This is a genomic window from Erwinia wuhanensis (genome assembly GCF_030484085.1).
GTDB classification, from domain to species: Bacteria; Pseudomonadota; Gammaproteobacteria; order Enterobacterales; family Enterobacteriaceae; genus Erwinia; species Erwinia aeris.
This window is the reverse complement of sequence record NZ_JAUJUH010000005.1, coordinates 373636-398429: the sequence shown is the minus strand read 5'-3', so window position 1 is coordinate 398429 and position 24794 is coordinate 373636. Positions and strand designations below refer to the sequence as shown.

The 24794-nt window shown below is 59.2% G+C and carries 24 protein-coding genes and 1 pseudogene; 21 read left to right on the top strand and 4 right to left on the bottom strand.

What is annotated here, in order from left to right:
* Positions 1–8: 8 nt before the first annotated feature.
* The 3 genes from QZH36_RS14535 to QZH36_RS14525 are packed head-to-tail and all read left to right on the top strand — an operon-like array spanning position 9 to position 1711.
* Complete coding sequence (locus tag QZH36_RS14535) at positions 9–812, top strand: sulfite exporter TauE/SafE family protein (protein ID WP_301730514.1); 804 nt, start codon at positions 9–11, stop codon at positions 810–812.
* A gap of 50 nt (positions 813–862) precedes the next feature.
* The gene (locus QZH36_RS14530; RefSeq protein WP_253459693.1) at positions 863–1405 is read left to right on the top strand and encodes an elongation factor P hydroxylase; all 543 of its coding nucleotides are present in this window, start codon (positions 863–865) and stop codon (positions 1403–1405) included.
* A 24-nt stretch (positions 1406–1429) separates the two neighbouring features.
* Positions 1430–1711, top strand: coding sequence for a YfcL family protein (locus QZH36_RS14525; RefSeq protein WP_125288295.1), 282 nt, complete (start codon positions 1430–1432; stop codon positions 1709–1711).
* A gap of 195 nt (positions 1712–1906) precedes the next feature.
* Here QZH36_RS14525 and mnmC read toward each other — a convergent pair whose 3' ends face one another.
* A complete protein-coding gene (gene mnmC, locus QZH36_RS14520) occupies positions 1907–3916 on the bottom strand; it encodes a bifunctional tRNA (5-methylaminomethyl-2-thiouridine)(34)-methyltransferase MnmC2/FAD-dependent 5-carboxymethylaminomethyl-2-thiouridine(34) oxidoreductase MnmC1 (protein ID WP_301730513.1) in 2010 nt (669 codons plus the stop codon).
* Between the two features lie 157 nt (positions 3917–4073).
* On the opposite strand from mnmC, the gene fabB reads away from it, so the two are divergent.
* Both fabB and QZH36_RS21415 read left to right on the top strand, forming a co-directional pair.
* Positions 4074–5294: a beta-ketoacyl-ACP synthase I gene (fabB, locus tag QZH36_RS14515; RefSeq protein ID WP_125288293.1), complete on the top strand. Its 1221-nt coding sequence runs from the start codon at positions 4074–4076 to the stop codon at positions 5292–5294.
* Between the two features lie 244 nt (positions 5295–5538).
* Positions 5539–5631 carry a hypothetical protein gene (locus QZH36_RS21415; protein ID WP_445235131.1) on the top strand — a complete coding sequence of 31 codons (93 nt, stop codon included), beginning with the start codon at positions 5539–5541 and terminating at the stop codon, positions 5629–5631.
* On the opposite strand, the gene pdxR is transcribed toward QZH36_RS21415, so the two are convergent.
* Positions 5591–7027 carry a MocR-like pyridoxine biosynthesis transcription factor PdxR gene (gene pdxR, locus QZH36_RS14510; protein ID WP_301730512.1) on the bottom strand — a complete coding sequence of 479 codons (1437 nt, stop codon included), beginning with the start codon at positions 7025–7027 and terminating at the stop codon, positions 5591–5593. The genes QZH36_RS21415 and pdxR overlap by 41 nt on opposite strands.
* An 87-nt stretch (positions 7028–7114) precedes the next feature.
* Here pdxR and QZH36_RS14505 point away from each other — a divergent pair, with 87 nt between their 5' ends.
* A complete protein-coding gene (locus QZH36_RS14505; protein ID WP_301251948.1) occupies positions 7115–7564 on the top strand; it encodes a rhodanese-like domain-containing protein in 450 nt (149 codons plus the stop codon).
* Between the two features lie 2 nt (positions 7565–7566).
* On the opposite strand, the gene flk is transcribed toward QZH36_RS14505, so the two are convergent.
* Both flk and QZH36_RS14495 read right to left on the bottom strand, forming a co-directional pair.
* Positions 7567–8586: a flagella biosynthesis regulator Flk gene (gene flk / locus QZH36_RS14500; protein WP_253459707.1), complete on the bottom strand. Its 1020-nt coding sequence runs from the start codon at positions 8584–8586 to the stop codon at positions 7567–7569.
* 116 nt (positions 8587–8702) lie between these two features.
* On the bottom strand, positions 8703–9605 hold the full coding sequence (locus tag QZH36_RS14495; RefSeq protein ID WP_301730511.1) for a DMT family transporter: 903 nt from the start codon (positions 9603–9605) through the stop codon (positions 8703–8705).
* Between the two features lie 303 nt (positions 9606–9908).
* On the opposite strand from QZH36_RS14495, the gene QZH36_RS14490 reads away from it, so the two are divergent.
* The 15 genes and pseudogenes from QZH36_RS14490 to argT all read left to right on the top strand — a co-directional run bounded on the left by QZH36_RS14490 (position 9909) and on the right by argT (position 24794).
* The gene (locus QZH36_RS14490) at positions 9909–11333 is read left to right on the top strand and encodes an amino acid permease (protein WP_301730510.1); all 1425 of its coding nucleotides are present in this window, start codon (positions 9909–9911) and stop codon (positions 11331–11333) included.
* A 372-nt stretch (positions 11334–11705) separates the two neighbouring features.
* A complete protein-coding gene (gene hglS, locus QZH36_RS14485) occupies positions 11706–13034 on the top strand; it encodes a 2-oxoadipate dioxygenase/decarboxylase HglS (RefSeq protein WP_253459717.1) in 1329 nt (442 codons plus the stop codon).
* Between the two features lie 80 nt (positions 13035–13114).
* Positions 13115–13558 (top strand): hypothetical protein, encoded by a 444-nt coding sequence (locus QZH36_RS14480; protein WP_301251945.1) that lies wholly within the window; start codon positions 13115–13117, stop codon positions 13556–13558.
* Between the two features lie 6 nt (positions 13559–13564).
* Positions 13565–13651, top strand: a pseudogene (locus tag QZH36_RS21485) (glutathione transferase); the annotation flags it as partial.
* 128 nt (positions 13652–13779) lie between these two features.
* The gene (gene pdxB / locus QZH36_RS14475; protein WP_301730509.1) at positions 13780–14916 is read left to right on the top strand and encodes a 4-phosphoerythronate dehydrogenase PdxB; all 1137 of its coding nucleotides are present in this window, start codon (positions 13780–13782) and stop codon (positions 14914–14916) included.
* Positions 14917–15036: 120 nt separating this feature from the next.
* Entirely contained in the window at positions 15037–16047 is a 1011-nt protein-coding gene (locus QZH36_RS14470) for an aspartate-semialdehyde dehydrogenase (RefSeq protein WP_301251943.1), read from the top strand.
* Positions 16047–16850, top strand: coding sequence for a tRNA pseudouridine(38-40) synthase TruA (truA, locus tag QZH36_RS14465; RefSeq protein ID WP_253459728.1), 804 nt, complete (start codon positions 16047–16049; stop codon positions 16848–16850). The genes QZH36_RS14470 and truA overlap by 1 nt, the downstream gene beginning before the upstream one ends.
* A 17-nt stretch (positions 16851–16867) precedes the next feature.
* Positions 16868–17530 carry a DedA family protein gene (locus QZH36_RS14460; RefSeq protein WP_125288277.1) on the top strand — a complete coding sequence of 221 codons (663 nt, stop codon included), beginning with the start codon at positions 16868–16870 and terminating at the stop codon, positions 17528–17530.
* Between the two features lie 280 nt (positions 17531–17810).
* A complete protein-coding gene (accD, locus tag QZH36_RS14455) occupies positions 17811–18719 on the top strand; it encodes an acetyl-CoA carboxylase, carboxyltransferase subunit beta (protein ID WP_301251941.1) in 909 nt (302 codons plus the stop codon).
* A gap of 63 nt (positions 18720–18782) precedes the next feature.
* Complete coding sequence (gene folC / locus QZH36_RS14450) at positions 18783–20042, top strand: bifunctional tetrahydrofolate synthase/dihydrofolate synthase (RefSeq protein ID WP_301730508.1); 1260 nt, start codon at positions 18783–18785, stop codon at positions 20040–20042.
* On the top strand, positions 20032–20751 hold the full coding sequence (gene dedD, locus QZH36_RS14445; RefSeq protein ID WP_301730507.1) for a cell division protein DedD: 720 nt from the start codon (positions 20032–20034) through the stop codon (positions 20749–20751). Before folC ends, dedD begins: the two co-directional genes overlap by 11 nt.
* Positions 20752–21088: 337 nt before the next feature.
* The gene (gene cvpA, locus QZH36_RS14440) at positions 21089–21574 is read left to right on the top strand and encodes a colicin V production protein (RefSeq protein ID WP_125288273.1); all 486 of its coding nucleotides are present in this window, start codon (positions 21089–21091) and stop codon (positions 21572–21574) included.
* A gap of 36 nt (positions 21575–21610) precedes the next feature.
* Positions 21611–23128 (top strand): amidophosphoribosyltransferase, encoded by a 1518-nt coding sequence (gene purF, locus QZH36_RS14435; RefSeq protein WP_125288272.1) that lies wholly within the window; start codon positions 21611–21613, stop codon positions 23126–23128.
* Between the two features lie 87 nt (positions 23129–23215).
* The gene (locus tag QZH36_RS14430; protein ID WP_301730506.1) at positions 23216–23785 is read left to right on the top strand and encodes a UbiX family flavin prenyltransferase; all 570 of its coding nucleotides are present in this window, start codon (positions 23216–23218) and stop codon (positions 23783–23785) included.
* Between the two features lie 229 nt (positions 23786–24014).
* A complete protein-coding gene (argT, locus tag QZH36_RS14425) occupies positions 24015–24794 on the top strand; it encodes a lysine/arginine/ornithine ABC transporter substrate-binding protein ArgT (RefSeq protein ID WP_253459738.1) in 780 nt (259 codons plus the stop codon).

Below are 24794 nucleotides of genomic sequence, written 5' to 3'. Positions count from 1 at the left end.
AAGAAAAAATGGAATGGTTTGCCGTCAGCCCGCTGCTGCTTGGGCTACTGTTTTGCATCGCCGTGCTGGCCGCTTTTATCGATTCTATCGCCGGCGGCGGCGGGCTGCTGACCGTACCGGCGCTGCTGGCGGCCGGGCTTTCTCCGGCGCAGGCGCTGGCGACCAACAAGCTTCAGTCCGTCGGCGGCTCTTTTTCCGCCAGCCTCTATTTTATCCGGCGCAAGGCGGTGGATCTTAAAGCGCAGCGGCTGAATATCCTGATGGCCTTTATCGGCTCGATTCTCGGCGCGATGCTGATCCAACACATTCAGCCGGGGCTGCTGCGTCAGGTGCTGCCGCTGCTGATTATCTCGATCGGCCTCTATTTTCTGCTGATGCCTAAGATCGGCGAAGAAGATCGCCATCGTCGCCTGCACGGCCTGCCGTTTGCGCTGGTGGCAGGCGGCTGCGTCGGCTTTTATGACGGCTTTTTCGGGCCGGGCGCTGGCTCCTTCTATGCGCTGGCCTTCGTCACGCTTTGCGGTTTTAACCTGGCGAAATCTACCGCGCATGCCAAGGTGCTGAATTTGACCTCTAACCTGGGCGGCCTGCTGTTTTTTATTTTCGGCGGCAAAGTGGTGTGGGGCACCGGCCTGATTATGCTGCTCGGCGCCATTTGCGGCGCACGGCTCGGCGCACGGCTGGTGCTGAGCCGGGGGCAGCAGCTGATCCGCCCGATGGTGGTCACCGTTTCCATTGTCATGAGCGCTAAGCTGCTCTACGACAGCCACGGCGCAGAGATCGCCGCCTGGTTTCACCATCTGTTTAGCTGAATCTTAATGTTGACGCGTCGCAAGACGTGAAATTTTTGCAGAAGAGAACAATGCGTACTCACGACTATTCGCAGCTGATCGAGATTTTCGACCGCTGTTTTTTTGACGATTTTCAGACCCGCCTGGTGAAGGGCGATGACGAACCCATCTACCTGCCCGCCGATGAGGAAGTCAGCTATCACCGCGTGGTGTTCGCCCACGGCTATTACGCCAGCGCGCTGCATGAAATCTCCCACTGGTGTATCGCCGGAGCCGAGCGGCGCAAGCTGGTGGATTTCGGCTACTGGTATTGTCCCGACGGCCGTGACGCCATGACGCAAGGCCAGTTTGAAGCGGTGGAGGTCAGGCCGCAGGCGCTGGAATGGCTGTTTTGTGTAGCGGCGGGCTTTCCCTTCAACGTAAGTTGTGACAATCTCAATGGCGATTTCGAGCCGGACCGCATTGCGTTCCAGCGCAAGGTACACGCGCAGGTAATGGCTCATCTGGAAAAGGGAATTCCGTCACGGCCAGCCCGTTTTATCACCGAACTGGGTCGCTACTACTCAACGCCGCCGCTGACCGCAGCGCAGTTTCCCTGGCCGGAAGATCTCTGACCAGCATGGTAAATAAGGAATTGTATGATTGATGAATTTGAAGCGCGTATCCTGGCCCTGATCGATAACATGGTGGAGAGCGCCAGCGATGACGAGCTGTTCGCCAGCGGCTATCTGCGCGGGCATCTGACGCTGGCCGTGGCCGAAATTGAGCAGTCGGGCGAGCACACGCCGGAAGCGCTGCAAATCCAGGTGCTGAACAGCCTGGAGACGGCGATCCACGCCGGAGAGCTTTCGCCGCGCGACCAGGCGCTGGTGCTGGGCATGTGGGATAATTTGTTCCTGCAGGCGCGCCATCCCTCCTGATCCCTGACGGCGCCGTCGGCAACAAGCAAGGCCGCCGTGATTTTAGCGGCCTGATGCGTCCGGCGTCTCCGGTTTCCAGTCTGCCCTGGGCGGCGTCTCCGGCTACCAGTCTGGCCTGAGCGGCATCCCCAATTTCCTGTCTGCTCTACGCGACGTCTCCGGTTTCCTGTCTGCCCTACGGGGCGGCAGCGGCTTTTAGCTTGCCGCCTTCACCGCTTTACCTTTCAGCAGCTTGCGCACCCAGTAGCGATTAGGATGGGTGGCCGCCAGCGTCTGCCTGTCCAGCGGGATCGGTTCGCCGCACAGCTCCGCCGCCAGCGCTTCTGCCGCCAGCGGCGCGCTGCATAATCCCCTGGAGCCTAACGCGCCCAGCACAAACAGGCCGCGCCAGAGGGGCGCCGGCTGCGCCGTGGCTTTGTTTTGCGCCAGATCTGCGTATTGCGCCAGCGTTTGCTGATAGTCCGGCAGCGGGCCAATCATCGGCAGATGATCGCGGGTGGCGCAGCGCACGCCGTTGCGGGCGCTGCCTGCGCTAACGTCCACTTCGCGAGGCCATTCCGCCTCCGGCAGACAGCGGAGCAGCCGCTCGCGGTTTTCCTGCTGATCTTCTTCGCGATAGGCGGTAGCGCTGTCGGCGCGATGATAGCTTGCGCCGATACAGTGCTGCTGATTATGCGGATTAACCGGCGTCAGATAGCCGTCGTAGCATAAAACCTGTTTAAGCTGGCCCAGCGCGGGCGTAGTCGGGATATGGCTGACCTGGCCGCTGACGGCATAGGCGGGCAGCTTTTCACTCTGCGGCAGCGCGGTCAGCGCGTGGCCGGTCGCCAGTACCACGTTGCGATGTCTCTGCGCAGGCCGGTCGGCAAAATCGAGCTGCCAGCCCGTCGGTGTTGCGGTCAGTGCGGTCAGCCTGTGATGCCAGCGCGTAATCAGCCCCTGCTGCTGCGCCAGCGCAAACAGCGCAGGCGTCAGCTGGGCGGGCGAGAGCCAGCCGCCAGCCGGATAGGTAATGCCGCCAAAGCCGGTTTCCACCCCGCACAGCGCTTCGGCTTCCTGCCTGTCCACACCGCGAGCGATGGTTTCCGGCAGCTGCATGGTCAGCATTTTAGTGATTTTGTCCGCGCTTTTTTCATCCCAGCCCAGCTGGGTAACGCCACACCACTCGTGATCGAACGCGACCGGCAGGCTATCGTAAACACGACGGGCAAAGGTAAATGCGGCCGGAAAAAAGCGCGCCAGCGCCGGATCGTGATGGTTCAGCAGCGGATAAAGCGCGCCCTGGCGGTTGCCGGAAGCGCCCCGGGCCGGTTCGCCGTCGGCGCTGTAGAGCGTGACTTTTTTACCGCGACGCAGCAGCGCCAGCGCCAGCAGCGCGCTGGCCACGCCGCCGCCGATTACCGCAATGTCGTCGCCTTCCGCCGCCGGACGGTGATACCACGGCGCTTCGGCTGGCGCGTCGATAGCGTTCTCCAGCACGCCCGCCAGCATTTCCCGTTTGGGGCCGAAGCCTTTACGCTTGCCGACGGTAAAACCCGCCTCCTGCAATCCGCGCCGCACAAAGCCTGCCGAGGTAAAGGTGGCCAGCGTGCCGCCGGGACGCGCCATTTTCGCCATGCAGGCGAACAGTGCCGGCGTCCACATGTCAGGATTTTTCGACGGCGCAAAGCCATCCAGAAACCAGGCGTCGACCTGATGATTGAGGCTGTCATCGAAGGTCGGGATCAGCTGGTTAATATCGCCGAACCAGAGATCGAGCGTGACGCGACCCTCGGCCAGCAGCAGCCGGTGACAGCCGGGCAGGGCGGCTGGCCACTGTTCGCGCAGCGCGCGCGCGTATGCTGCCAGTTCAGGCCAGCTTTGATGCGCGCTGGCGAGATCGTTGACGCTGAGCGGATACTTTTCACAGCTGATAAAGTGCAGGCGCTGCAAACGAGCCTGCGGCTGCTCGGCGCAAAAGCGCTCGAAAGCCTGCCAGAGCGTTAAAAAATTCAGGCCGGTGCCAAAACCGGTTTCCGCCGTGATAAACAGGTCGCGAGAATGGTGCGCAAAACGGTCGGGCAAGCCGTTGCCGCCAAGAAACACGTGACGCGTTTCCTCCAGGCCGTTTGCGTCGGAAAAATAGACGTCGCCAAAGGTTCGGGATACAGGTGTACCCTGTTCATTCCAGCTTAGTTCTGCATACTCTATTGGGGCGCTGTTCACGGCAAAAGCTCAGTTATCTCGCGGTGCAGCGATTGTAACTCTGGGGGTGCGCCTACGCAAATTTACAAAAATCAGGCGCTGGTTGGACTTGTTCGGCTTACAACTGTACGCTAAAGTGCGTGTCGAATCCTAATATAAGTAGTTAACGAGGTATTGAATGAAACGTGCAGTGATTACTGGCCTGGGTATCGTTTCCAGCATTGGTAATAACCAACAGGAAGTCCTTGCATCCCTGCGTGAAGGCCGCTCCGGCATTACCTTCTCTCAGGAGCTGAAAGATTCCGGTATGCGTAGTCACGTCTGGGGCAACGTCAAACTCGATAAAGACGAAATCTCCAGCCTCATCGATCGCAAAACCCTGCGTTTTATGAGTGATGCGTCCATTTATGCCTATATTTCTATGCTGGAAGCGGTAAAAGATTCCGGTTTGACCGTTGAACAATACCAGAACAACCCGCGCGTGGGTCTGGTGGCCGGTTCCGGCGGCGGCTCGCCGATCAACCAGGTAGCCAGCGTTGACGGCATGCGCGCCAAAGGCCTGCGCGGCGTCGGCCCTTATATGGTGACCAAAGCGATGGCGTCCGGCGTTTCCGCTTGCCTGGCGACCCCGTTCAAAATCCACGGCGTAAACTACTCCATCAGCTCCGCCTGCGCGACCTCGGCACACTGCATCGGCAACGCCGTTGAGCAGATCCAGCTGGGCAAACAGGATGTGGTATTTGCAGGCGGCGGCGAAGAGCTGTGCTGGGAAATGTCCTGCGAGTTCGATGCGATGGGCGCGCTGTCCACCAAATATAACGAAACGCCGGAAAAAGCGTCCCGTACCTATGACAACAGCCGCGACGGCTTTGTTATCGCAGGCGGCGGCGGCATGGTTGTTGTGGAAGAGCTGGAGCACGCGCTGGCTCGCGGCGCGCACATCTACGCAGAAGTGGTTGGCTACGGCGCCACCTCCGACGGCGCAGACATGGTAGCGCCATCAGGCGAGGGCGCAGCACGCTGTATGCGTCTGGCTATGCACGGCCTGGATACGCCAATTGACTACCTGAACACGCACGGCACCTCTACGCCGGTAGGCGATGTGAAAGAGCTGGGCGCCATCCGCGAAGTCTTCGGCGACAACACGCCGGCGATGTCGGCCACCAAAGCCATGACCGGCCACTCTCTGGGTGCGGCGGGCGTGCAGGAAGCTATTTACTCGCTGCTGATGCTGGAGCACGGCTTTATCGCGCCAAGCATCAACATTGAAGAGCTGGATCCGGCGGCAGAAGGTCTGAACATCGTGACCAAACCAACCGAGCAGCAGCTGACTACCGTGATGTCCAACAGCTTCGGCTTCGGCGGCACCAACGCCACGCTGGTGATGCGCAAGCTGTAATCAGTAAGCAATTTCAAAAAAGGATGCTCCGCAAGGGCATCCTTTTTTTATGGCCGCAGTATGCCGATGTATAAGATAAGCCTCGCCAGGGACAAAGGTTAGCAGCCATGCCGTAAGGCCAGGCGTTAGCGTCAAATACGTTAACCTTCCCACTCCGCTGTAATCACAGAAGCGTTGATAGCCGGATGACCATCAGGCATATCGCCCGGCTGAGGGCGCAGGGACATCCACCGTTTCGCGCGGGCTGAATGGCGAAGGCCGCGTCAGTCAGAAAACGCGTGAGAAAGCGGAAGCCGTTAGCCTGCAAAAACACGAGCCAGCTTCTCCACCGCGCTGACAATCTCTGCTGGCGCCAGGGCGGAAAAACCCAGCAGCCAGCCTTCCTGCTGCGCATCTCCCTGATACAGGGGCGACAGGCGCGGCAGCACCAGGCCTGCCTGCAAAGCCTGACGCGTTAATTTTTCTTCGCCGCCGTCCGGCAGCGTGGCCGTCAGCTGTAGCCCATGCTGGTGGCTCAGCGGATGCAGCCTGTCTCCCAGCTTTGTCGCCAGCTCTGTCAGCAGCAGTTCGCGGCGGCTGCCGTAAAGTTTGCGCATCAGCCGCAGATGCGCCTGAAAATGGCCGCGATCGAGAAAATCCGCCGTCACCGCCTGCATCAGCTGCGCGCTGTGTCCGTCCATCACGCTGCGCATCCGGCAGCAGGCGTCAACCAGCGCGGGCGGCACCGCCAGATAAGCCAGCCGCAGGGAAGGGAACAGCGTTTTGGAAAAGGTGCCGAGGTAGAGCACGCGCCCGGCCTTATCCAGCCCCTGAAGCGCGGGCGCAGGCTGTGCGCCGTAATAAAATTCGCTGTCGTAGTCATCCTCAATCAGCCAGCTACCGTGGGCGCGCGCGTACGCCAGCCAGGCCAGACGACGCGTCAGGCTCATGGTCGCGCCGGTGGGATACTGATGGGATGGGGTCAGGTAGATCAGCTTCGCCGCTGGCCGGTCGGGTATTTTTGCGCCCTCGTCGTCCAGCTCCAGCGTGCCGATGGTCGCGCCCGCGCTGTTGAAAGCATGATAAGCGCCGCGATAGCCCGGCTCTTCCAGCCAGATGGTATCGCCCGGATCGCACAGCAGCATCGCCAGCATCTGTAGCGCCTGTTGCGAGCTGGTCAGGATGATAATTTGTCCGGCATCGCAGCGCACGCCGCGCGCCTGGGCAAGATAACGCGCCACCGCTTCACGCAGTTCAGCCAGCCCCTGCGGCGCGCCATAGCCCATCATTTTTTCCGGCGTATGGCGCAGCCGCTGCGCCACCAGCCGCCGCCAGATAGCGTGAGGAAAAGCCCGCAGATCCGGCGAACCGGCGGCAAAAGCCAGGGGAAAAAGCGGATCGTCGCAGCCGCCAGAGGCGACAATGTTGCTGCCGCGTGACGAGAGCGCGGGAGCCGCTGTCGATGACGCTGGCGTGGGGCGTCGCGGCACCGGCAGATCGGCGGCGACGAAAGTGCCTTTGCCGCTGTGCCGCAGCAGGCAGCCTTCGCTTTCCAGCTGCGCATAGGCCGCTTCCACCGTCACTCGGGACAGCGACAGATCGACGGCAAGCAGCCGGGAAGAGGGTAGCCGCTCGCCTTGCCGCAGCGTGCCGTCGGTGATGAGTTGACGCAAGGCGGCGCATAGCCTGTCCCGTCGGGTGCGGGCCTGCTGCGAGGCGAACAGCTGGATTAAGGGCACGTTGGTCAGCGGCATAATGGTCTTATCACCTGATTAAAATGGGTATCCTTTTTAAGGCCGTTTTACCCTATCATCAGGCAGACCTTAAGCAAAGGAGTACACATGATGACCCTGTCCGCCGTTTTACAATTTCCACCGCCTGACGCCGCACGCAGCGAAGCATGGCTACGCGAAAAGCTGGCTTACTACAGCGATGCCTGGGATCTGGCGCAGGATCTCGCCAACGGCATTACCGATATCGTGGTGATCGATACCCGTGCGGCAGAGCAGTATCAGGCCGCGCATATTCCCGGCGCGATAAGCTTTCCTCACCGCACCATGAGCGCAGAAACGCTGGCGGCGCTGGACAGCAGCAAAGTTTACGTGACCTACTGCGACGGCATTGGCTGCAACGGCTCGACCAAAGGCGCATGGAAACTGGCGTCGGCGGGACTGCGGGTTAAAGAGCTGATTGGCGGGCTGGATTTCTGGCTGCGCGACCGTCATCCGGTCGCGCAAGGAGAAGAAGCGGGCAGCTGGCCGCAACAGGATTTACAGGCGTGCGGCTGTTAAGCCTAAAGGAACAGCCACAGCAGAAAAATAAACAGCACCAGCGCGGCAAAAGCGGTTACGGCCGGACGCGTCGCCAGCGGCCTTAGCACCGGCGGCACGTAGCCGGAAATAATCGGCTGCGGATGGATCTCGCTGTCGGCCAGCGGCATCTCCTTCAGCCGTTCGGCCCGCCGCGCAAACAGCAGATTCATCAAATCCTGCGCCTGGGCTGCGGTAAGGATCGCCTGCGGCGGCAGCTGGAAGCGCTGCTGGCTGGCCTCCTCCAGCATGCGCTGCTCTGCATGATCGGAAGGCACCTTCAGCGAGGCGAGAAGCGTATGCAGCGTCGGGGCAGGCTGCTGGCTCAGCGTCTGGCTAACCTGAAGATACTGGGTCAGCAGCGGGAACAGGCGTGAAGGAATGGGATCGCCGCTGTGCAGGTTGACCACCTTCAGCACGGAAGTCCACAGCTTCACCGGCTGTTCGCCGGTAACGGCAGCCAGGCGAGCGACCTGCTGATTGAGCGCGTGGTGCTCCGCCGGCAGCAGCGAGCGATCGGTGACGCGGTTCTGCTGCGGCTGCGGGATCGCCATCTGGCCATTTTGCAGCATGGTCAGCACCTGTCGCAGCTGATCGGGATTCAGCGAGCTGAGCACCGTATGACCAAACTGCTGCCGGATAAAATCGCTCACCGCCTGGCGATTATTGCCCGCAGGCAGCAAATCGCTCAGCTGCTGAAACAGCTGTCGGGTCGCGTGCGTGTTCTGCACCTGCGCAAGCCGCGTATTAAGAAACTGCTCCGCCGCCGGAAAATGACGCGCCAGCAGACCGGCATCGTTCTTCACGCCCACTTCATGACGCAGTCCGGCCCATAGCTCCGGGGCCTTTAGCGAACTGAGCGACATGATTTTGACAATCAGCCTTTCCAGCGTGGTGCGCTGAGCAGGGGTCAGCGGCTGATCGCCCGGTCCGGTTCGGCCGGTATCAGCGACCGTCGCTCGTTCGCCGGGTAATGGCGCGCCTGGGCCATTAAGAGGTTGCATGGCAAAATCCTTAACTCAACACTGTCCGGAAAGCGCCGGAAAAAAGGGGGATTGGCTATGATAACAATCCCGTTACGCGATAGGTAGTAGCGGCGCGCCGCGCGGCGGATTATTTTTCAGGGATCCGCCGTCGCGCGCGCTGTTTTGCCGATCCGCAGCGGCGTACGCAGCCGCTGCGCCAGGATCACGCCGCATAACGTGACGCCGCCGCCGATAAAGTGATAGCTGTGCAGCTTTTCATGCAGAAAAAGCACGGCGATAACTGCTGTAAAGACAGGCGTCAGATTCATAAAAATCGAGGCGGTGCTGGCACCCATGCGCATCACGCCCTGGATCCATAAAAACGGCGCAAGAATAGAAGCCGGAAGCGCGGCAAACAGCACCAGCGGCAGGTTATGCGCGTTCAGCGCCACGTCTTTTGCCAGTAAAAAGCCCGGCAGCAGCAGTATGACGCCAAACACAATCTGCACGTACAGGCTTTGCCAGTTTGGCAGCGGGATCGCCCAGCGACGGGTCAGCACGCCATACAGCGCGTAAGAGGTGGAAGCGGCAAACAGCATCAGCTCGCCCGTGCCCATGCCCTGCGTCAGCAGCCGTTCGGGACTGCCCTGGCTAATCAGCCACACCAGCCCGCCAAAAGAGAGCACGCTGCCGATAAGAATGCCCAGCGTGGGCGCCACTTTCAGCAGCACAATGCTGATCAGCACGGTCAGCAGAGGGATCAGCGAAACCAGAATACCCATCGAAAGCGCGCTGACGCTGTGCGCGGCATAGTAGGCAAGGCTTTGATAAAGCACCATGCCGAGCAGACCCAGCGTCAGCAGCCGCCACCACTGCTGCCTGACCTGCGTCCGGTAGCGCCATACCGCAGGCAGCACGAAGGGCGTCAGCGCCACCAGCGCTATCAGCCAGCGATAAAAGGAAATAGCGGCAGGATCGATAACGTTCGCCGAGACTTTGCTGACGATGGCGTTAAACGACCAGATCAACACCGCCATCAAAGGATAAAGAAAATTCATTGTCGAGCCTGAATCAGTAATAAGAGCCGAGAGTGTACCCGTCTGCGGCTACAAATAAATAACCTTTATTACCGCTGCCTGATTTTTCTCCTGCCTCTTCTCTGCATAGTAAAACGTCACCGCGTAAAACCCTCCAGGCGGAAATAAGAAAAGGCTATGGCAAAACGGCCTGAAGCCTTTTACTCCTTTTTCGGCAACGTCCAGAATTAATTCAGGAAATGACAGTTTTATGACGGCGAAACTGAAAAAAGGAATTTGCACGAGCTAAGCGCTAACGTCCACTACGCTAAGGCAGGAATTACGATGAGTTATTCAGCAAAACCGCCATCCACGCTGGGCGATGGGTTATCCAGTCGCCAGGTCACCATGATTTCCATCGCCGGGATTATCGGCGCCGGTCTGTTTATCGGCTCTGCCAGCGCCATTGCCACCGCAGGGCCGGCTATCTTAATTTCTTATATATTAACGGGTTTTTTGGTGCTGCTGGTGATGAGAATGCTGGGAGAAATGGCGGTTATGCAGCCTGATTCCGGCTCCTTTTCCACCTACGCTTCACGGGCGCTTGGCCCCTGGGCAGGCTTTACCATCGGCTGGCTCTACTGGTGGTTCTGGGTGCTGGTGATCCCGGTGGAGGCGATAGCCGGCGCGAACATCCTTCATACCGCTTTACCCGCCGTGCCCGCCTGGGTTTACACACTCTCTATTATGACTCTGCTGACCTGCACCAATCTTTTCAACGTGAAAAACTTCGGCGAATTCGAATTCTGGTTTTCCCTGATTAAAGTGGTGGCTATCCTGGCTTTTATCGCGGTGGGCATCGCGGCGGTCGCGGGCTACTGGCCTCTGGCACACGTCAGCGGCGTGTCGCGCCTGTGGGATAGCGGCGGCTTTATGCCACACGGCGGCGGCGCGGTGCTTTCCGGCGTGCTGATCACCATCTTCTCCTTCTTTGGCGCGGAAATCGTGACCATTGCCGCCGCCGAGACAAAGGATCCGGGGCAGCAGATTCGGCGCTCGACTAACCTGGTGGTTTACCGTATTGCCTTGTTCTATCTGCTGTCGATTTTCCTGGTGGTGTCGCTGGTCGCCTGGAACGATCCACAACTGAAAGAACAGGGAACCTTTCAATACGCGCTGAACGTGCTGCATCTGCCGGGCGCGGGTATCCTGGTCAGCTCGGTAGTGTTTATCGCCGTATGCAGCTGCATGAACTCCGGGCTGTATACCGCCTCCCGCATGTTTTACTCGCTGGCGCAGCGTGGTGATGCGCCGCAGGCCGGCGCGCGAATTTCCGCCGGCGGCGTGCCCCGCGTTGCCGTACTCAGCTCAACGCTGGCCGGTTTTGCAGGCTGTTTCGCTAACTACGCTTTTCCCGGCAGGGTTTTCGACTTTCTGCTTTCCACCACCGGCGCCATCGCGCTGCTGGTCTATCTGGTTATCGCCGTTTCCCAGCTGATTATGCGCCGCAGGCTGGAACGCAGCGGCCGGACGCCGGAATTTAAGATGTGGCTGTTTCCGTGGCTGACGCTGTTTACCATCGGCATTATTCTGGTGGTATTGGGCTATATGTTTATTTCGCCCGATTATCGTTATGAAACGCTGATGACCGCCGCCGTGGCCGCTATCGTGCTGATGCTGAGTTTTATTGTCACGCGCAGGCGCACGGCGCAGACGCAAAAAATCGGCAGCGGCAAAATGCAGCCTCGCGCGGTGCAAACGATGCGTTAACGGAGGTTGCTGACAAAATCATCCTCTGTCATCAAGTCGCGTTCAGGCCGGTGAAAAGCAGCGGAGGCCGGAACAACTCGTCCACGGGGGCTCGTTTCGCGCATCCATGCGCGAACGGCTGGCCGTTCAGCCTCTGCTGCTGTGAAGCTGCCGTTTCGCGGCAAAAAATCCAGGCCGCACGAACCCTCTGGCTTTGTCAGCAGTCTGAGCCATTCCTGCGAATGGCTTTTTTAATGGCTGCAAGCTGGCTGCGGACTAGCTGCCGGCCCGCTGCGCAAACAGGCGAAAAACAGGGCGAATAACCGGCCGCCGGGCGCTATGCTTGAAGAAAGGCTTTCGCTGTTTAGGCGCCCTCTATCATAAGGCCAGACTATGACCCGGTTTAGTTCACCCGATGCGATCCGCGACGCCTTTTCCAAAGCGATGTCGCTGATGTACCAGCAGGAAGTGCCGCAGTACCGCACGCTGTTGCAGTTAGTGAAAGAGGTGAACGCCCGCTATTTGCAGGCCCATCCCGAGACCTTTGCGGACGCCGACAGCGCGCCGGAGCTGAACCGGCTGGCCGTTGAACGGCACGGCGCTATCCGCCTTGGCAAAGCGCAGGAGCTGGCGACCATGCGCCGACTGTTTGCGGTAATGGGCATGTATCCGGTCAGCTATTACGATCTTTCTGCGGCAGGCGTGCCGGTGCACGCTACCGCTTTCCGCCCCGTCGACGCGCGTTCGCTGCAATATAATCCTTTCCGCGTGTTTACCTCGCTGCTGCGCCTGGAGCTGATCGATGATGACGGACTGAAGCAGAAGGTGAGCCAGATCCTCGACCAGCGGAATATCTTTACGCCGCGTCTGCTGGAACTGCTTGAGATCGGCCATGCTCAGCAAGGCTTAACCGCCGCACAGGCGGATGAGTTTGTCGCCGAAGCGCTGAAAACCTTTCAGTGGCACAGCGAAGCGCAGGTGGACGGGGCAACTTATCAGTCGCTGCTGGATCAGCACCGCCTGATTGCGGACGTGGTTTCTTTTAAAGGGCCGCACATTAACCACCTTACGCCGCGCACGCTGGATATTGACGCCGTGCAGCGGCAGATGCCCGCTTATCAGATCGTGCCGAAAGAGAGCATTGAAGGGCCGCCGCCGCGTCGCGTGCCCATTCTGCTGCGTCAGACCAGCTTTAAGGCGCTGAGCGAAAAAATCACCTTTACCGACAACAGCGAGGGCAGGCACACCGCGCGCTTTGGTGAAATCGAGCAGCGCGGGCTGGCGCTGACGCCCGCAGGCCGTGCGCTTTACGATCGGCTTTTGCAACAGCCGACGGCGGGGGATAAAGCCGCCGGGCTGGCCGCGAACTTTGCCGCTTTCCCGGATGATATGCACGAGCTGCGTCGGCAGAAGCTGGGCTATTTTAGCTATCGGCTGTCGGCGGGCGCGACGCTGCCGGAGCAGGCCAGCCGTGAGCAGCTGCAAAGCCTGATCGACGACGGCACCATAGAGGCCAGGCCAGTGGTTTATGAAGATTTTCTGCCGGTCAGCGCCGCGGGCATTTTCCAGTCGAACCTGGGCAGCGAAAGGGGAGCAGCGGGCAAGGGCCATCCCAATCAGTTGGCCTTTGAGCAGGCGCTGGGCTGCGCGGTTATCGACGAGTTTTCGCTGTATCAACAGCTGGAAGAGGCGTCGCTGGCGGCCATTTTCGATCGCCCTTGACCGCGCTCTGTCTTTGACGTGGCTGCCGACTTAAGCCTAAAGTTAGCGCGGCGCACAGGCCGCTTTTCAAGGAGAATTTTATGTATACCCGGCTGGCTATTCTGCTGCTATCCCTGTTTCTCGGTATGGGGAACGTTTATGCAGCCACCACGCAGGAAGTGGATCAGCGTCTGGATTTTCTGTTTGGCTCCCATCAGAAATACCAGGATTTTCTTGGCGAACTGCAACAGGCGGTGGCGGCAAAAGACAAAGCCAAAGTGGCGACGATGATTGCTTATCCGCTTGAGGTCGGTTTAAAAGGGAAAGCGAAAACCTATCGCACTGCGGCAATGTTAAAGAAGCACTACGGCAGCGTATTCACGCCTGATTTAAGCCGCGTCATTATCGCGCAGAAATATGAAGATCTGTTCGCCAGGGATCAGGGCGTAATGGTGGGCGACAGCGGCCAGCTGTGGTTTAGCGAAGTGTGTCAGGACAAAGCCTGTCACAACACCCGCGTGCTGATTACACGCATCAATCAGTAGCCGATAATGCTTCAAGGACTCAATCATTTAACGCTGGCCGTTACGGACTTACGTGTTAGCCTGGCATTTTACCAGCGGCTGGCGGCCTGTCGCAAAAACCCTTATGCAAAAATGATCTTTAAATAGGGCGGCTTATTGGCTCGCCGCACCACGGGCTTATCCCTTTCCCGGCTTTATGGCAGAATAACGTCCCTCACTGTTACCGAGCAGGAACCCCGATTGTGAAAATTCTCGTTGATGAAAACATGCCCTATGCGCGCGAACTGTTTAGCCGCACGGGCGATGTAGTGGCCGTTCCCGGCCGTCCCGTCCCGCAGGCCGAGCTGGATGACGCTGACGGCCTGATGGTGCGCTCCGTGACCAAAGTCAATGCGGAGCTGTTAAACGGCAAGCCGGTAAAATTTGTCGGCACGGCCACGGCAGGCACCGATCATATTGATGAGGCTTTTCTGCAACAACAGGGGATCGCTTTTTCGGCGGCACCGGGCTGTAACGCCATCGCCGTGGTGGAATACGTTTTCTCTGCGCTGCTGCTGCTGGCGGAACGCGACGGCTTCGCGCTGAAAGATCGCACCGTCGGCATTGTCGGCGTCGGCAACGTCGGCGGGCGCCTGCAGGCTCGTCTTGCCGCGCTGGGGATCCGCACCTTGCTTTGCGATCCTCCGCGTGCCGATCAAGGCGACGAAGGGGACTTCCTGCCGCTTTCACAGCTGGTGGCGGAAGCCGATATCCTGACCTTCCACACGCCGCTGTTTAAGCAGGGCGCCTACAAAACGCTGCATCTGGCCGACGAGGCGCTGCTGCGGGCGCTGAAACCCAACGCTATTCTGATCAACGCCTGCCGTGGGCCGGTAGTGGACAATCAGGCGCTACTGAAGGTGCTGGAAACGCGCCGCGATCTCAGCGTGGTGCTGGACGTGTGGGAGCCGGAGCCGGAGCTTTCCCTGCCGCTGCTGGAAAAAGTGGATATCGCCACCGCCCATATCGCGGGCTACACCCTGGAAGGGAAAGCGCGCGGCACCACCCAGGTATTTGAAGCCTGGACGCAGTTTTTAGGCAACCCGCAGCAGGTGGCGCTGGAAACCCTGCTGCCCGCGCCGGAATTCGGCCTGATCACGCTGCGCGGCGAGCTGGATCAGCCGACGCTGAAAAGACTGGTGCATCTGGTGTATGATGTGCGCCGCGACGACGCGCCGCTGCGAAAAGTGGCGGACGTACCGGGTGAATTCGATCGCCTGCGTAAAAATTATCTGGAACGTCGCGAATGGTCTTCGCTGCGCGTGCAGTGCAATAGCGAAAGCACCGCGACGCTGCTATCGGCGCTGGGTTTCAGCGCGTACTGGCAGGCCGATTGCTAAAAATTTCAGGCGGCGCGCCCCCACGTAAGGGCGCGACGCCCGCTACGAACAATTCTGAATCGTCGGGCGGTGTCGTCACCGCCCTCTGTTTTTTATGTACATTATCTGGAGTAAACCAACATGTCTGACGGCTGGAATATTGCGCTACTGGGCGCGACAGGCGCAGTAGGGGGAGCAGTACTGGAATTACTGGCCGAGCGTCAGTTCCCGGTTGGTGAGCTGTATCTGCTGGCGAGCGAACGCAGCGCGGGCGAAAACCTGCGTTTTGAAGGCAGAACGCTGCTGGTTAACAACGCCAGCGAGTTCGACTGGTCGCAGGTGCAGCTGGCCTTTTTCGCCGCCGGTCGCGAAGCCTCGGCGCGCTATGCCGAAGAAGCCGCGAGCGCGGGCTGCCTGGTGATCGACAGCAGCGATCTTTTCGCGCTGGAGCCGGACGTGCCGCTGGTGGTGCCGGACGTGAACCCGCAGGTGCTGGCCGACTACCGCAACCGCAATATCATCAGCGTGGCCGACAGCGTCACCAGCCAGCTGCTCTGCGCGATCAAACCGCTGGTGGATCAGGCGGGCCTGGGCCGTTTGCAGGTGACCAGCCTGATTGCCGCTTCGGCACACGGCAAGGCCGCTGTGGACTCGCTGGCGGGCGAAAGCGCGCGGCTGCTGAACGGGATGCCGGCGGAAGAGAACTTCTTCGGTCGCCAGCTGGCTTTCAACATGCTGCCGCTGCTGCCGGACGCCGAAGGCAGCGTGCTGCAGGAGCGCCGCCTGATCGATCAGGTGCGTAAAGTGCTGCAGGATGAAGGGCTGCCGATTTCGGTCACCACCGTTCAGGCGCCGGTTTTTTACGGCAACGCGCAAATTGTGCACGTGGAAAACCTGCGCCCGATGTCGGCGGAAGAGGCGCGCGAAGCGCTGATGCAGGCGGAAGATATCGCGCTTTCCGATGAAAACGACTATCCGACGCAGGTCGGCGACGCATCGGGCAGCGCACTGCTCAGCCTGGGCTGCGTGCGCAACGATTACGGCATCCCGGAGCTGCTGCAATTCTGGTCGGTAGCGGACAACGTACGCTTTGGCGGCGCGCTGATGGCGGTGAAAACCGCTGAGAAACTGGTACAGGAGTACTTCTGGTAATGTCGGCGCCGCAAACGTACAAACTGGCGCTGGGCATTGAGTATGACGGCAGCCGCTATTACGGCTGGCAGCGGCAGCAGGAAGTCAGAAGCGTGCAGGAGAAGCTGGAAAAAGCGCTCTCTAAAGTGGCCGATCATCCGGTGGTGGTGTTCTGCGCAGGCCGAACCGATGCGGGCGTGCACGGTACTGGCCAGGTGGTGCATTTTGAAACCACCTCGCTGCGTAAAGATGCCGCCTGGACGCTGGGCGTCAACGCCAACCTGCCGGACGATATCGCCGTGCGCTGGGTGAAGCCGGTTGCGGACGATTTTCACGCCCGCTTCAGCGCCACGGCGCGGCGCTATCGTTACGTCATCTATAACCGTCGTCTGCGTCCGGCGATTTTGCACGGCGGCGTAACGCATTTTTACCATCCGCTGGATGTGGAAAAAATGCAGCGGGCAGGGCAGGCGCTGCTGGGCGAAAACGACTTTACCTCTTTTCGCGCGGTGCAGTGCCAGTCACGCACGCCCTGGCGCAACGTCATACACCTTAATGTCAGCCGTCACGGGGCTTACGTGGTGGTGGATATCAAAGCCAACGCTTTTGTGCACCATATGGTGCGCAACATTGTCGGTAGCCTGATGGAAATAGGCTGTGGAAATCAGCAGGAAAGCTGGATGGCCGAGCTGCTGGCGGCGAAAGATCGCACGCTGGCGGCGGCAACGGCGCGGGCCGAAGGGCTTTATCTGGTCGCGGTCGATTACCCGGAACGTTATGATTTACCCCGTCCGCCGATGGGGCCGCTATTCCTCGAGGATTAACGCATTAAGGAACCTGTATGGAAGTGATTCACACCGTCATCGACTTTATTTTGCACATTGATGTGCATCTGCAGGCGATGGTTGCACAGTATGGCGTCTGGATTTATGCCATTTTGTTTTTGATTCTGTTTTGCGAGACGGGGCTGGTGGTGACGCCTTTCCTGCCCGGCGATTCGCTGCTGTTCGTGGCGGGCGCGCTGGCGGCTATCCCGGACAGCGCGCTGAACGTGCACGTGATGGCGCTGCTGCTTTGCGTGGCGGCGATTGTCGGCGATGCGGTGAATTACACCATCGGACGCCTGTTCGGCAATAAGCTGTTCAGCAATCCGAACTCAAAAGTTTTCCGCCGCAGCTACCTGGATAAAACGCATCAGTTCTATGAGCGTCACGGCGGCAAAACGATTATCCTGGCGCGCTTTGTGCCGATAGTCCGCACCTTTGCGCCGTTCGTCGCCGGTATGGGCAAAATGTCCTATCGCCATTTTGCGCTGTTCAACGTGGCGGGCGGTATTCTTTGGGTGGTGCTGTTCTCTTATGCCGGCTACTTCTTTGGCAACCTGCCTGCTATCCAGCAAAACCTGCACTATCTGATCGTCGCTATTATTCTGGTTTCGGTTCTGCCAGGCGTGGTGGAAGTGTTACGTCATCGCCGCGCGGCGCGTCAGCAGAAGCCGCAATAGCCTCTCTGTTATCGTCCGTCCGCCGGCAGCGGCGGCGGGCGGGTTCCTTCCTGATGCTTTTGCTCATAAAATACGTTTTTATGGTCGTTGCTGACCGCTTCGCGACATGATAAATAAACAGCCCGGCCCGCCCGTGCGCGGTGGCGCAAAAGGGAAACGCGGGCCGTTGACGAATTGGTAGCGCGCAAAACGGTTTTATGATGTAATACCGCCTAATTCTCAGGCGATAATCTGTGTTAAGTATCTGATTTAGCACAATAAACAACATAACAGGTCATCAATGAGCTGGATTGAAAGAATTCTCAACAAGAGCACAATCACCCCATCGCGCAAAGCCAGCATTCCGGAAGGCGTCTGGACCAAATGCGACAGCTGCGGCCAGGTTCTCTACCGTGCCGAGCTGGAACGCAATCTGGAAGTTTGCCCGAAATGCGATCACCATATGCGTATGCACGGACGTGACCGTCTGCACAGCCTGCTGGACGAAGGTTCGATGACCGAACTGGGCAGCGAGCTGGAGCCGAAAGATGTGCTCAAGTTCCGGGATTCCAAAAAATACAAGGATCGTCTGGCCGCGGCGCAGAAAGACACCGGCGAGAAAGACGCGCTGATTGTGATGAAAGGCACGCTGCACGGCATGCCGGTTGTGACGGCCGCGTTTGAGTTCTCCTTTATGGGCGGCTCGATGGGCTCCGTGGTTGGCGCTCGCTTTGTGCGTGCCGTTGAGCAGGCGCTGGAAGACAACTGCCCGCTGATCTGCTTCTCCGCCTCCGGCGGCGCCCGTATGCAGGAAGCGCTGATGTCGCTGATGCAGATGGCGAAAACCAGCGCCGCGCTGGCGAAAATGCAGGCGCGCGGTCTGCCTTATATCTCCGTGCTGACCGATCCGACCATGGGCGGCGTTTCCGCCAGCTTCGCCATGCTGGGCGATCTGAACATCGCCGAGCCTAAAGCGCTGATTGGCTTTGCCGGCCCACGCGTGATCGAACAGACCGTGCGTGAAAAACTGCCGCCGGGCTTCCAGCGCAGCGAATTTTTAATCGAGAAGGGCGCTATCGACATGATCGTGCGCCGTCCGGTGATGCGCTTTAAGCTCGCCTCCGTGCTGGCGAAGATGATGAATCTGCCGGCGCCGCAGGAAGAGCGCGTGCCAGAGGTGGAAGAGGCGCCACACAGCCCTGAAGCCTGACCGATGTCCGAAAGGGCGCGCGTCGCCCTTTCACCAATGAACCGTAACTTGTGAACGGGATACATGGATACTCTTCCTCAAGCCACGTCGCCTCTGGCCACGTGGCTTCATTATCTTGAGAATCTGCATTCTCAGGCTATCGAACTCGGGCTGGCGCGCGTTCAGCGCGTCGCCGCACGGCTTGACCTTCTTAAACCTGCTCCGTTTGTTTTTACCGTCGCCGGCACCAACGGCAAAGGCACCACCTGCCGGACGCTGGAAACGCTGCTGATGGCCGCCGGCTATCGCGTCGGCGTCTACAGCTCGCCGCACCTGGTGCGCTATACCGAACGCGTGCGCATTCAGGGGCTTGAGCTGGCCGAAGCGGAGCATACCGCCTCATTTGCCGATATTGAAAAAGGGCGCGGCGACACTTCGCTGACCTATTTCGAGTACGGTACGCTTTCCGCGCTCTGGCTGTTTAAGCGTGCGCAGCTTGATGTGGCGATCCTGGAAGTGGGGCTGGGTGGCCGCCTGGACGCGACCAATATCGTGGATGCCGACGTATCGGTAATCACCAGCATCGCGCTCGATCATACCGACTGGCTTGGCCCGGATCGTGAAAGCATTGGCCGCGAAAAAGCGGGCGTCTTTCGTGGCGGCAAGCCTGCTATCGTTGGCGAACCTGATATGCCGCATACCATTGGCGAAGTGGCCGATGAGCTGGGCGCGCAGTTATTGAAGCGTGGTCGCGACTGGTCTTACCGCGTTGGCGGGCACGACTGGAGCTTTACCGACGCGCGGGGCACGCTGAACGGCCTGCCGATGCCGCAGGTGCCGCTGCCGAATGCCGCCACCGCGCTGGCCGCGCTGCGCGCATCATCGTTAAAAGTTGATGACGCCACGCTTTACGAGCTGGACAAAGCGATTTTGCCCGGTCGTTTTCAGACCGTTGCACAATCGCCGCGCATTATTCTGGATGTCGCGCATAATCCTCATGCGGCTGGCTACCTGGCCGAACGCCTGGGCGAGCTGCCGAAAGCCGGAAAGGTCCATGCGGTGGTCGGCATGCTGCACGACAAAGATATCGCCGGGACGCTGGCCTGCCTGGCGCCGCAGGTCGACTACTGGTACTGCGCGCCGCTGGCAGGGCCGCGAGGCGCAAGCGCGGAGCAGCTGCTGGCGCATTTGCCGGGCGCGCAGGCCTGTGCCAGCGTGGCGGCGGCGTTTGACCAGGCGCGGCGACAGGCCGGGCCGCAGGATATCGTGCTGGTGTGCGGTTCTTTCCACACCGTAGCGCAGGTAATGGAAACGATGGAAACGGAGAGTGGCAGTGGCAAGTAAGTTTCAAAATCGTTTGGTCGGAACGGTGATCATCGTGGCGCTGGGCGTTATCGTGCTGCCGGGCCTGCTGGACGGTAAGAAAAAGCACTATAAAGAAGAGTTCGCCGCGATCCCGCTGGTGCCTAAGCCTGGCGATCAGCAGGAAACGGAGATGGTGCCGCCGGTCACGCAGTCGCTGCCAGCCCAGCCGCCGGAAGGCGCAGGCACAGCGATAGCGGGCCAGACCAATGAAAATACCTCGCAGGCTGAAAGCGGCTCTACCGCGCCGCAGGCGGGCAACCAGCCGACCGTGGTGTCGCCGCCGCCGGTAAGTCATGTTGTGACGGAAAAACCGGTCGAAAAACCCAAAGCGCAGCCAAAACCCGTAGAGAAGCCGAAGGCGGAACCTAAGCCGGTAGCGAAGCCGGAAACCAAACCGGAACCGAAACCGGAGCCGAAGCCCGTACAGCAGGAGAGCGCGCCGGCAGGTCAGGCGTGGGTCGTGCAGCTGGGCGCGCTGAAGAACGCCGCTAAGGTTAACGAAATCGTCGCCTCGCTGCGCCTTTCCGGCTATCGCGCCTTTACGGTGCCGTCAACGCCAGTGCAGGGCCAGATTACCCGCGTTTATGTCGGGCCGGACGCTTCAAAAGCGAAGATGCAGGCCGCCGTGGGCGAGCTGAAAGGCATCTCCGGACTGAGCGGCGTGGTAAAGCCTTATAACGCACGTTAGGCTGTTGCTATCGCAGCAAGAGACGGCGCCTTTCAGGCGCTGAAATCGGGCTGTCGTCGTGCCGTTTCAGGCGAGGCGGCAGCCCGTAAAGCAAAGTAAATCAAACAGTTGCCGGGGCGAGTCGGCCAGCCTGTTTTCCCGTTATCTCTGCAGGTTTTGCGCTGGTTTTTTTCACGCCCGGTTTTCATCAGGACGGTTAAGGAAAAGCTACGCAAACGTTTTCTTTTTCTGTTAGAATTCGCCCCGAACTCAGGTTGTGTCCCTGTGCTGCCCGTGCCGACGCGGCAGACAGCAGAGGGATGCAGCCTGATCAGAGGCACAGTCGCTGGAAGAGTTCATGGTCTGGATAGATTACGTCATTATTGCGGTTATTGGTTTTTCGGCTCTTGTCAGCCTGATCCGCGGGTTCGTTCGGGAAGCACTTTCGCTCGTCACCTGGGGTTGCGCATTTTTTGTCGCCAGTCATTATTACTCCTTCCTTGCTGTCTGGTTCACAGGTTTTGAAGACGAACTGGTTCGAAATGGAATCGCCATCGCGGCATTGTTTATCGCCACGCTGATTGTCGGCGCGATAGTCAACTATGTGATTGGCTCGCTGGTTGAAAAAACCGGCCTGTCGGGAACCGACAGGGTGCTGGGAGTCTGTTTCGGGGCATTACGCGGCGTACTGATTGTGTCGGCCATGCTGTTTTTCCTTGATACCTTCACCGGCTTTTCCAAAAGCCCGGACTGGCAGCAGTCCCAGCTGATTCCCCAGTTTAGCTATATAATCAGGTGGTTTTTTGACTACCTGAAAAGCACGTCGAGTTTTTTACCCCGGTAATTGAGCCGGGGTTGCGGCTTATGAGGAAATGACCACATGTGCGGTATTGTCGGGATCGCCGGTTTTATGCCGGTCAACCAGTCGATTTATGATGCGTTAACGGTGCTGCAGCACCGTGGCCAGGATGCCGCAGGCATCGTTACCATTGATGCCCTGAACTGCTTCCGCCTGCGTAAAGCAAACGGCCTGGTGAGCGATGTTTTTGAAGCCCGCCATATGCAGCGTTTGCAGGGCAATATGGGGATCGGCCACGTCCGCTACCCGACCGCCGGAAGCTCCAGCGCTTCTGAAGCGCAGCCCTTCTACGTTAACTCGCCTTACGGCATTACGCTTGCGCACAACGGTAACCTGACCAACGCCCACGAGCTGCGCAAGCAGCTGTTTGAAAGCGGCCGCCGTCACGTGAACACCACTTCCGATTCGGAAATCCTGCTGAATATTTTCGCCACCGAGCTGGATCGTTTTCAGCACTATCCGCTGGAAGCGGAGAATATTTTCGCGGCGGTGGCGGCGGTGCACCAGCACGTGCGCGGCGCTTATGCCTGCGTAGCGATGATTATCGGCCACGGCCTGGTCGCCTTCCGCGATCCCAACGGCATCCGTCCGCTGGTTATCGGCAAGCGCGCAATGAAAGACGGCCGCAGCGAGTATATGGTGGCTTCCGAAAGCGTGGCGCTGGATACGCTGGGCTTTGAGTTCCTGCGCGACGTGGCGCCGGGCGAAGCGGTTTACGTCACTGAGAAAGGGCAGCTGTTCACCCGTCAGTGCGCGGAAAACCCCAAATGCAACCCGTGCCTGTTCGAGTACGTCTATTTTGCCCGTCCGGATTCCTTCCTGGACAAAATTTCCGTATACAGCGCCCGCGTGCGCATGGGCACCAAGCTGGGCGAAAAGATTGCCCGCGAATGGGAAGACCTGGATATTGACGTGGTGATCCCGATCCCGGAAACCTCCTGCGATATCGCGTTGGAAATGGCGCGCATTCTGGACAAGCCTTACCGTCAGGGTTTTGTGAAAAACCGCTACGTGGGCCGCACCTTTATTATGCCGGGCCAGCACCAGCGCCGCAGCGCGGTGCGCCGCAAGCTGAACGCCAACCGCGCGGAATTTCGCGGTAAGAACGTGCTGCTGGTGGACGATTCCATCGTGCGCGGCACCACGTCGGAACAGATTATTGAAATGGCGCGCGAAGCCGGGGCGAAAAAAGTCTATCTGGCTTCCGCCGCGCCGGAAATCCGCTTCCCGAACGTCTACGGCATCGATATGCCAAGCGCGACCGAGCTGATTGCGCACGGGCGAGAAGTGGACGAGATCTGCAAGCTGATCAAAGCCGACGCGCTGATTTTCCAGGACCTGGACGATCTGATTGAAGCGGTGCGCGAAGAAAATCCGGATATTGCCCAGTTTGAATGTTCGGTGTTTAACGGCGTCTACGTGACGAAAGATGTCGATCAGCGCTATCTGGAGCATATCCAGTCGCTGCGCAACGACGATGCAAAAGCGCTGGCGCGCCAGAACGAGGTCGAAAACCTGGAAATGCACAACGAGGGCTGATGCGCTCGCCGCTTTCCTGGTATCATGGGTCGGAAGCTATTCCGGCCCATTTTTTTTGGGCCGGCCCCAGGAAGGTTAAGGATTATTATGAAACGACTTATCATCGGCATTTCGGGCGCCAGCGGCGTAATTTACGGCATTCGCACGCTCCAGATACTGCAACAGGTCGACGAAGTGGAAACGCATCTGGTGATGAGCCAGGCCGCGCGGCAGACGCTGGCGCTGGAAAGCGACTATTCCGTGCGCGACGTGCAGGCGATGGCGGATGTGGTGCATGACGCGCGCGATATCGCCGCCAGCATCTCTTCCGGCTCGTTCAAAACCGACGGAATGGCTATCCTGCCCTGTTCAATGAAAACGCTGTCCGGCATCGTCCACAGCTACAGCGACGGTCTGCTGACGCGTGCGGCGGACGTGATCCTGAAAGAGCGTCGTCGGCTGGTGCTCTGCGTGCGGGAAACGCCGCTGCATCTTGGGCATCTGCGGATGATGACCACGGCGGCGGAGCTGGGCGCGATTATCATGCCGCCCGTACCGGCCTTCTATCATCGTCCTGAGAACGTCATGGACATCGTTGACCAGACGGTCAACCGCGTGCTGGATCAGTTTGATATCGAGCTGGATAACGATCTTTTCACGCGCTGGCAGGGTGCATAGAAGCCTGTCTCCTGCGCTTTTTTGGTGCGCCCGCTCCCATAAACACGCTTTGCGTGCAGAAAATGCACCAAAGCGAGGCATTCTTCTTCCATAATCCTGCTGTCGGGTCGCGTTTTTTTAACTTCTTTATGCGCCGGTGCGCTTTCGTGACCCTCTGGTAAAGGTGGCATGAAAGCTGCACGTCTTTACGCTGGCCCCTCCATAATAAAAGTGACTCTGAGGATAATCTATGAAGAAGCAGGTGATGGCTCTTTCTCTGCTGCTGGCGTTCTCTGCCGGTAGCGCGCTGGCCGCCGTGCCCAAAACGCTGCGTATCGGCACCGACCCAACCTATGCGCCGTTTGAATCCAAAAACGCGCAGGGCGAACTGGTGGGCTTTGATATCGACCTTGCCAACGAGATCTGTAAGCGTATGGCAACGAAATGTACCTTCGTCGAAAGCGATTTCGACGCGCTGATCCCGTCGCTGAAGGCGAAAAAAATCGATGCGATTATCTCTTCGCTTTCTATTACCGAAAAGCGTCAGCAGGAGATCGCCTTCTCTGAAAAACTTTATGCCGCCAACGCCCGCCTGATCGCCCCTAAAGGTGCCAAAATCGAACCGACCGTGGCGTCGCTGAAGGGCAAAACTATTGGTTTGCTGCAGGGCACAACGCAGGAAACCTATGCCAACCAGTACTGGCGCACGCAGGGCGTAACCGTAACGCCTTATGCCAATCAGGATTTGGTTTATCAGGATCTGACGGCGGGACGTATCGACGCCGCGTTTCAGGATGAAGTGGCCGCCAGCGAAGGCTTCCTCAAGCAGCCTGTCGGTAAAGACTACGCTTTTGCCGGCCCGGCAGTGAAGGACGAAAAAATCTTTGGCGTTGGCACAGGTATGGGGCTGCCGAAAGAAAGCACCGAGCTGAAAGCCGCTATCGATAAAGCCGTGGCGGCGATGCGCCAGGACGGCACCTATGACAAGCTGGCGAAAAAATATTTTAACTTTGACGTCTACGGCGGCTAA

Coding starts and splice junctions, on each gene's coding strand:
- QZH36_RS14505 (WP_301251948.1), top strand. CDS start 7,115: ATGATGACCCTGTCCGCCGTTTTACAATTTCCACCGCCTGACGCCGCA.
- cvpA (WP_125288273.1), top strand. CDS start 21,089: ATGGTCTGGATAGATTACGTCATTATTGCGGTTATTGGTTTTTCGGCT.
- QZH36_RS14470 (WP_301251943.1), top strand. CDS start 15,037: ATGTCTGACGGCTGGAATATTGCGCTACTGGGCGCGACAGGCGCAGTA.
- fabB (WP_125288293.1), top strand. CDS start 4,074: ATGAAACGTGCAGTGATTACTGGCCTGGGTATCGTTTCCAGCATTGGT.
- QZH36_RS14490 (WP_301730510.1), top strand. CDS start 9,909: ATGAGTTATTCAGCAAAACCGCCATCCACGCTGGGCGATGGGTTATCC.
- accD (WP_301251941.1), top strand. CDS start 17,811: ATGAGCTGGATTGAAAGAATTCTCAACAAGAGCACAATCACCCCATCG.
- QZH36_RS14430 (WP_301730506.1), top strand. CDS start 23,216: ATGAAACGACTTATCATCGGCATTTCGGGCGCCAGCGGCGTAATTTAC.
- QZH36_RS14535 (WP_301730514.1), top strand. CDS start 9: ATGGAATGGTTTGCCGTCAGCCCGCTGCTGCTTGGGCTACTGTTTTGC.
- flk (WP_253459707.1), bottom strand. CDS start 8,586: ATGCAACCTCTTAATGGCCCAGGCGCGCCATTACCCGGCGAACGAGCG.
- QZH36_RS14480 (WP_301251945.1), top strand. CDS start 13,115: ATGTATACCCGGCTGGCTATTCTGCTGCTATCCCTGTTTCTCGGTATG.
- QZH36_RS14525 (WP_125288295.1), top strand. CDS start 1,430: ATGATTGATGAATTTGAAGCGCGTATCCTGGCCCTGATCGATAACATG.
- QZH36_RS14530 (WP_253459693.1), top strand. CDS start 863: ATGCGTACTCACGACTATTCGCAGCTGATCGAGATTTTCGACCGCTGT.
- pdxR (WP_301730512.1), bottom strand. CDS start 7,027: ATGCCGCTGACCAACGTGCCCTTAATCCAGCTGTTCGCCTCGCAGCAG.
- argT (WP_253459738.1), top strand. CDS start 24,015: ATGAAGAAGCAGGTGATGGCTCTTTCTCTGCTGCTGGCGTTCTCTGCC.
- hglS (WP_253459717.1), top strand. CDS start 11,706: ATGACCCGGTTTAGTTCACCCGATGCGATCCGCGACGCCTTTTCCAAA.
- folC (WP_301730508.1), top strand. CDS start 18,783: ATGGATACTCTTCCTCAAGCCACGTCGCCTCTGGCCACGTGGCTTCAT.
- QZH36_RS14495 (WP_301730511.1), bottom strand. CDS start 9,605: ATGAATTTTCTTTATCCTTTGATGGCGGTGTTGATCTGGTCGTTTAAC.
- QZH36_RS14460 (WP_125288277.1), top strand. CDS start 16,868: ATGGAAGTGATTCACACCGTCATCGACTTTATTTTGCACATTGATGTG.
- purF (WP_125288272.1), top strand. CDS start 21,611: ATGTGCGGTATTGTCGGGATCGCCGGTTTTATGCCGGTCAACCAGTCG.
- truA (WP_253459728.1), top strand. CDS start 16,047: ATGTCGGCGCCGCAAACGTACAAACTGGCGCTGGGCATTGAGTATGAC.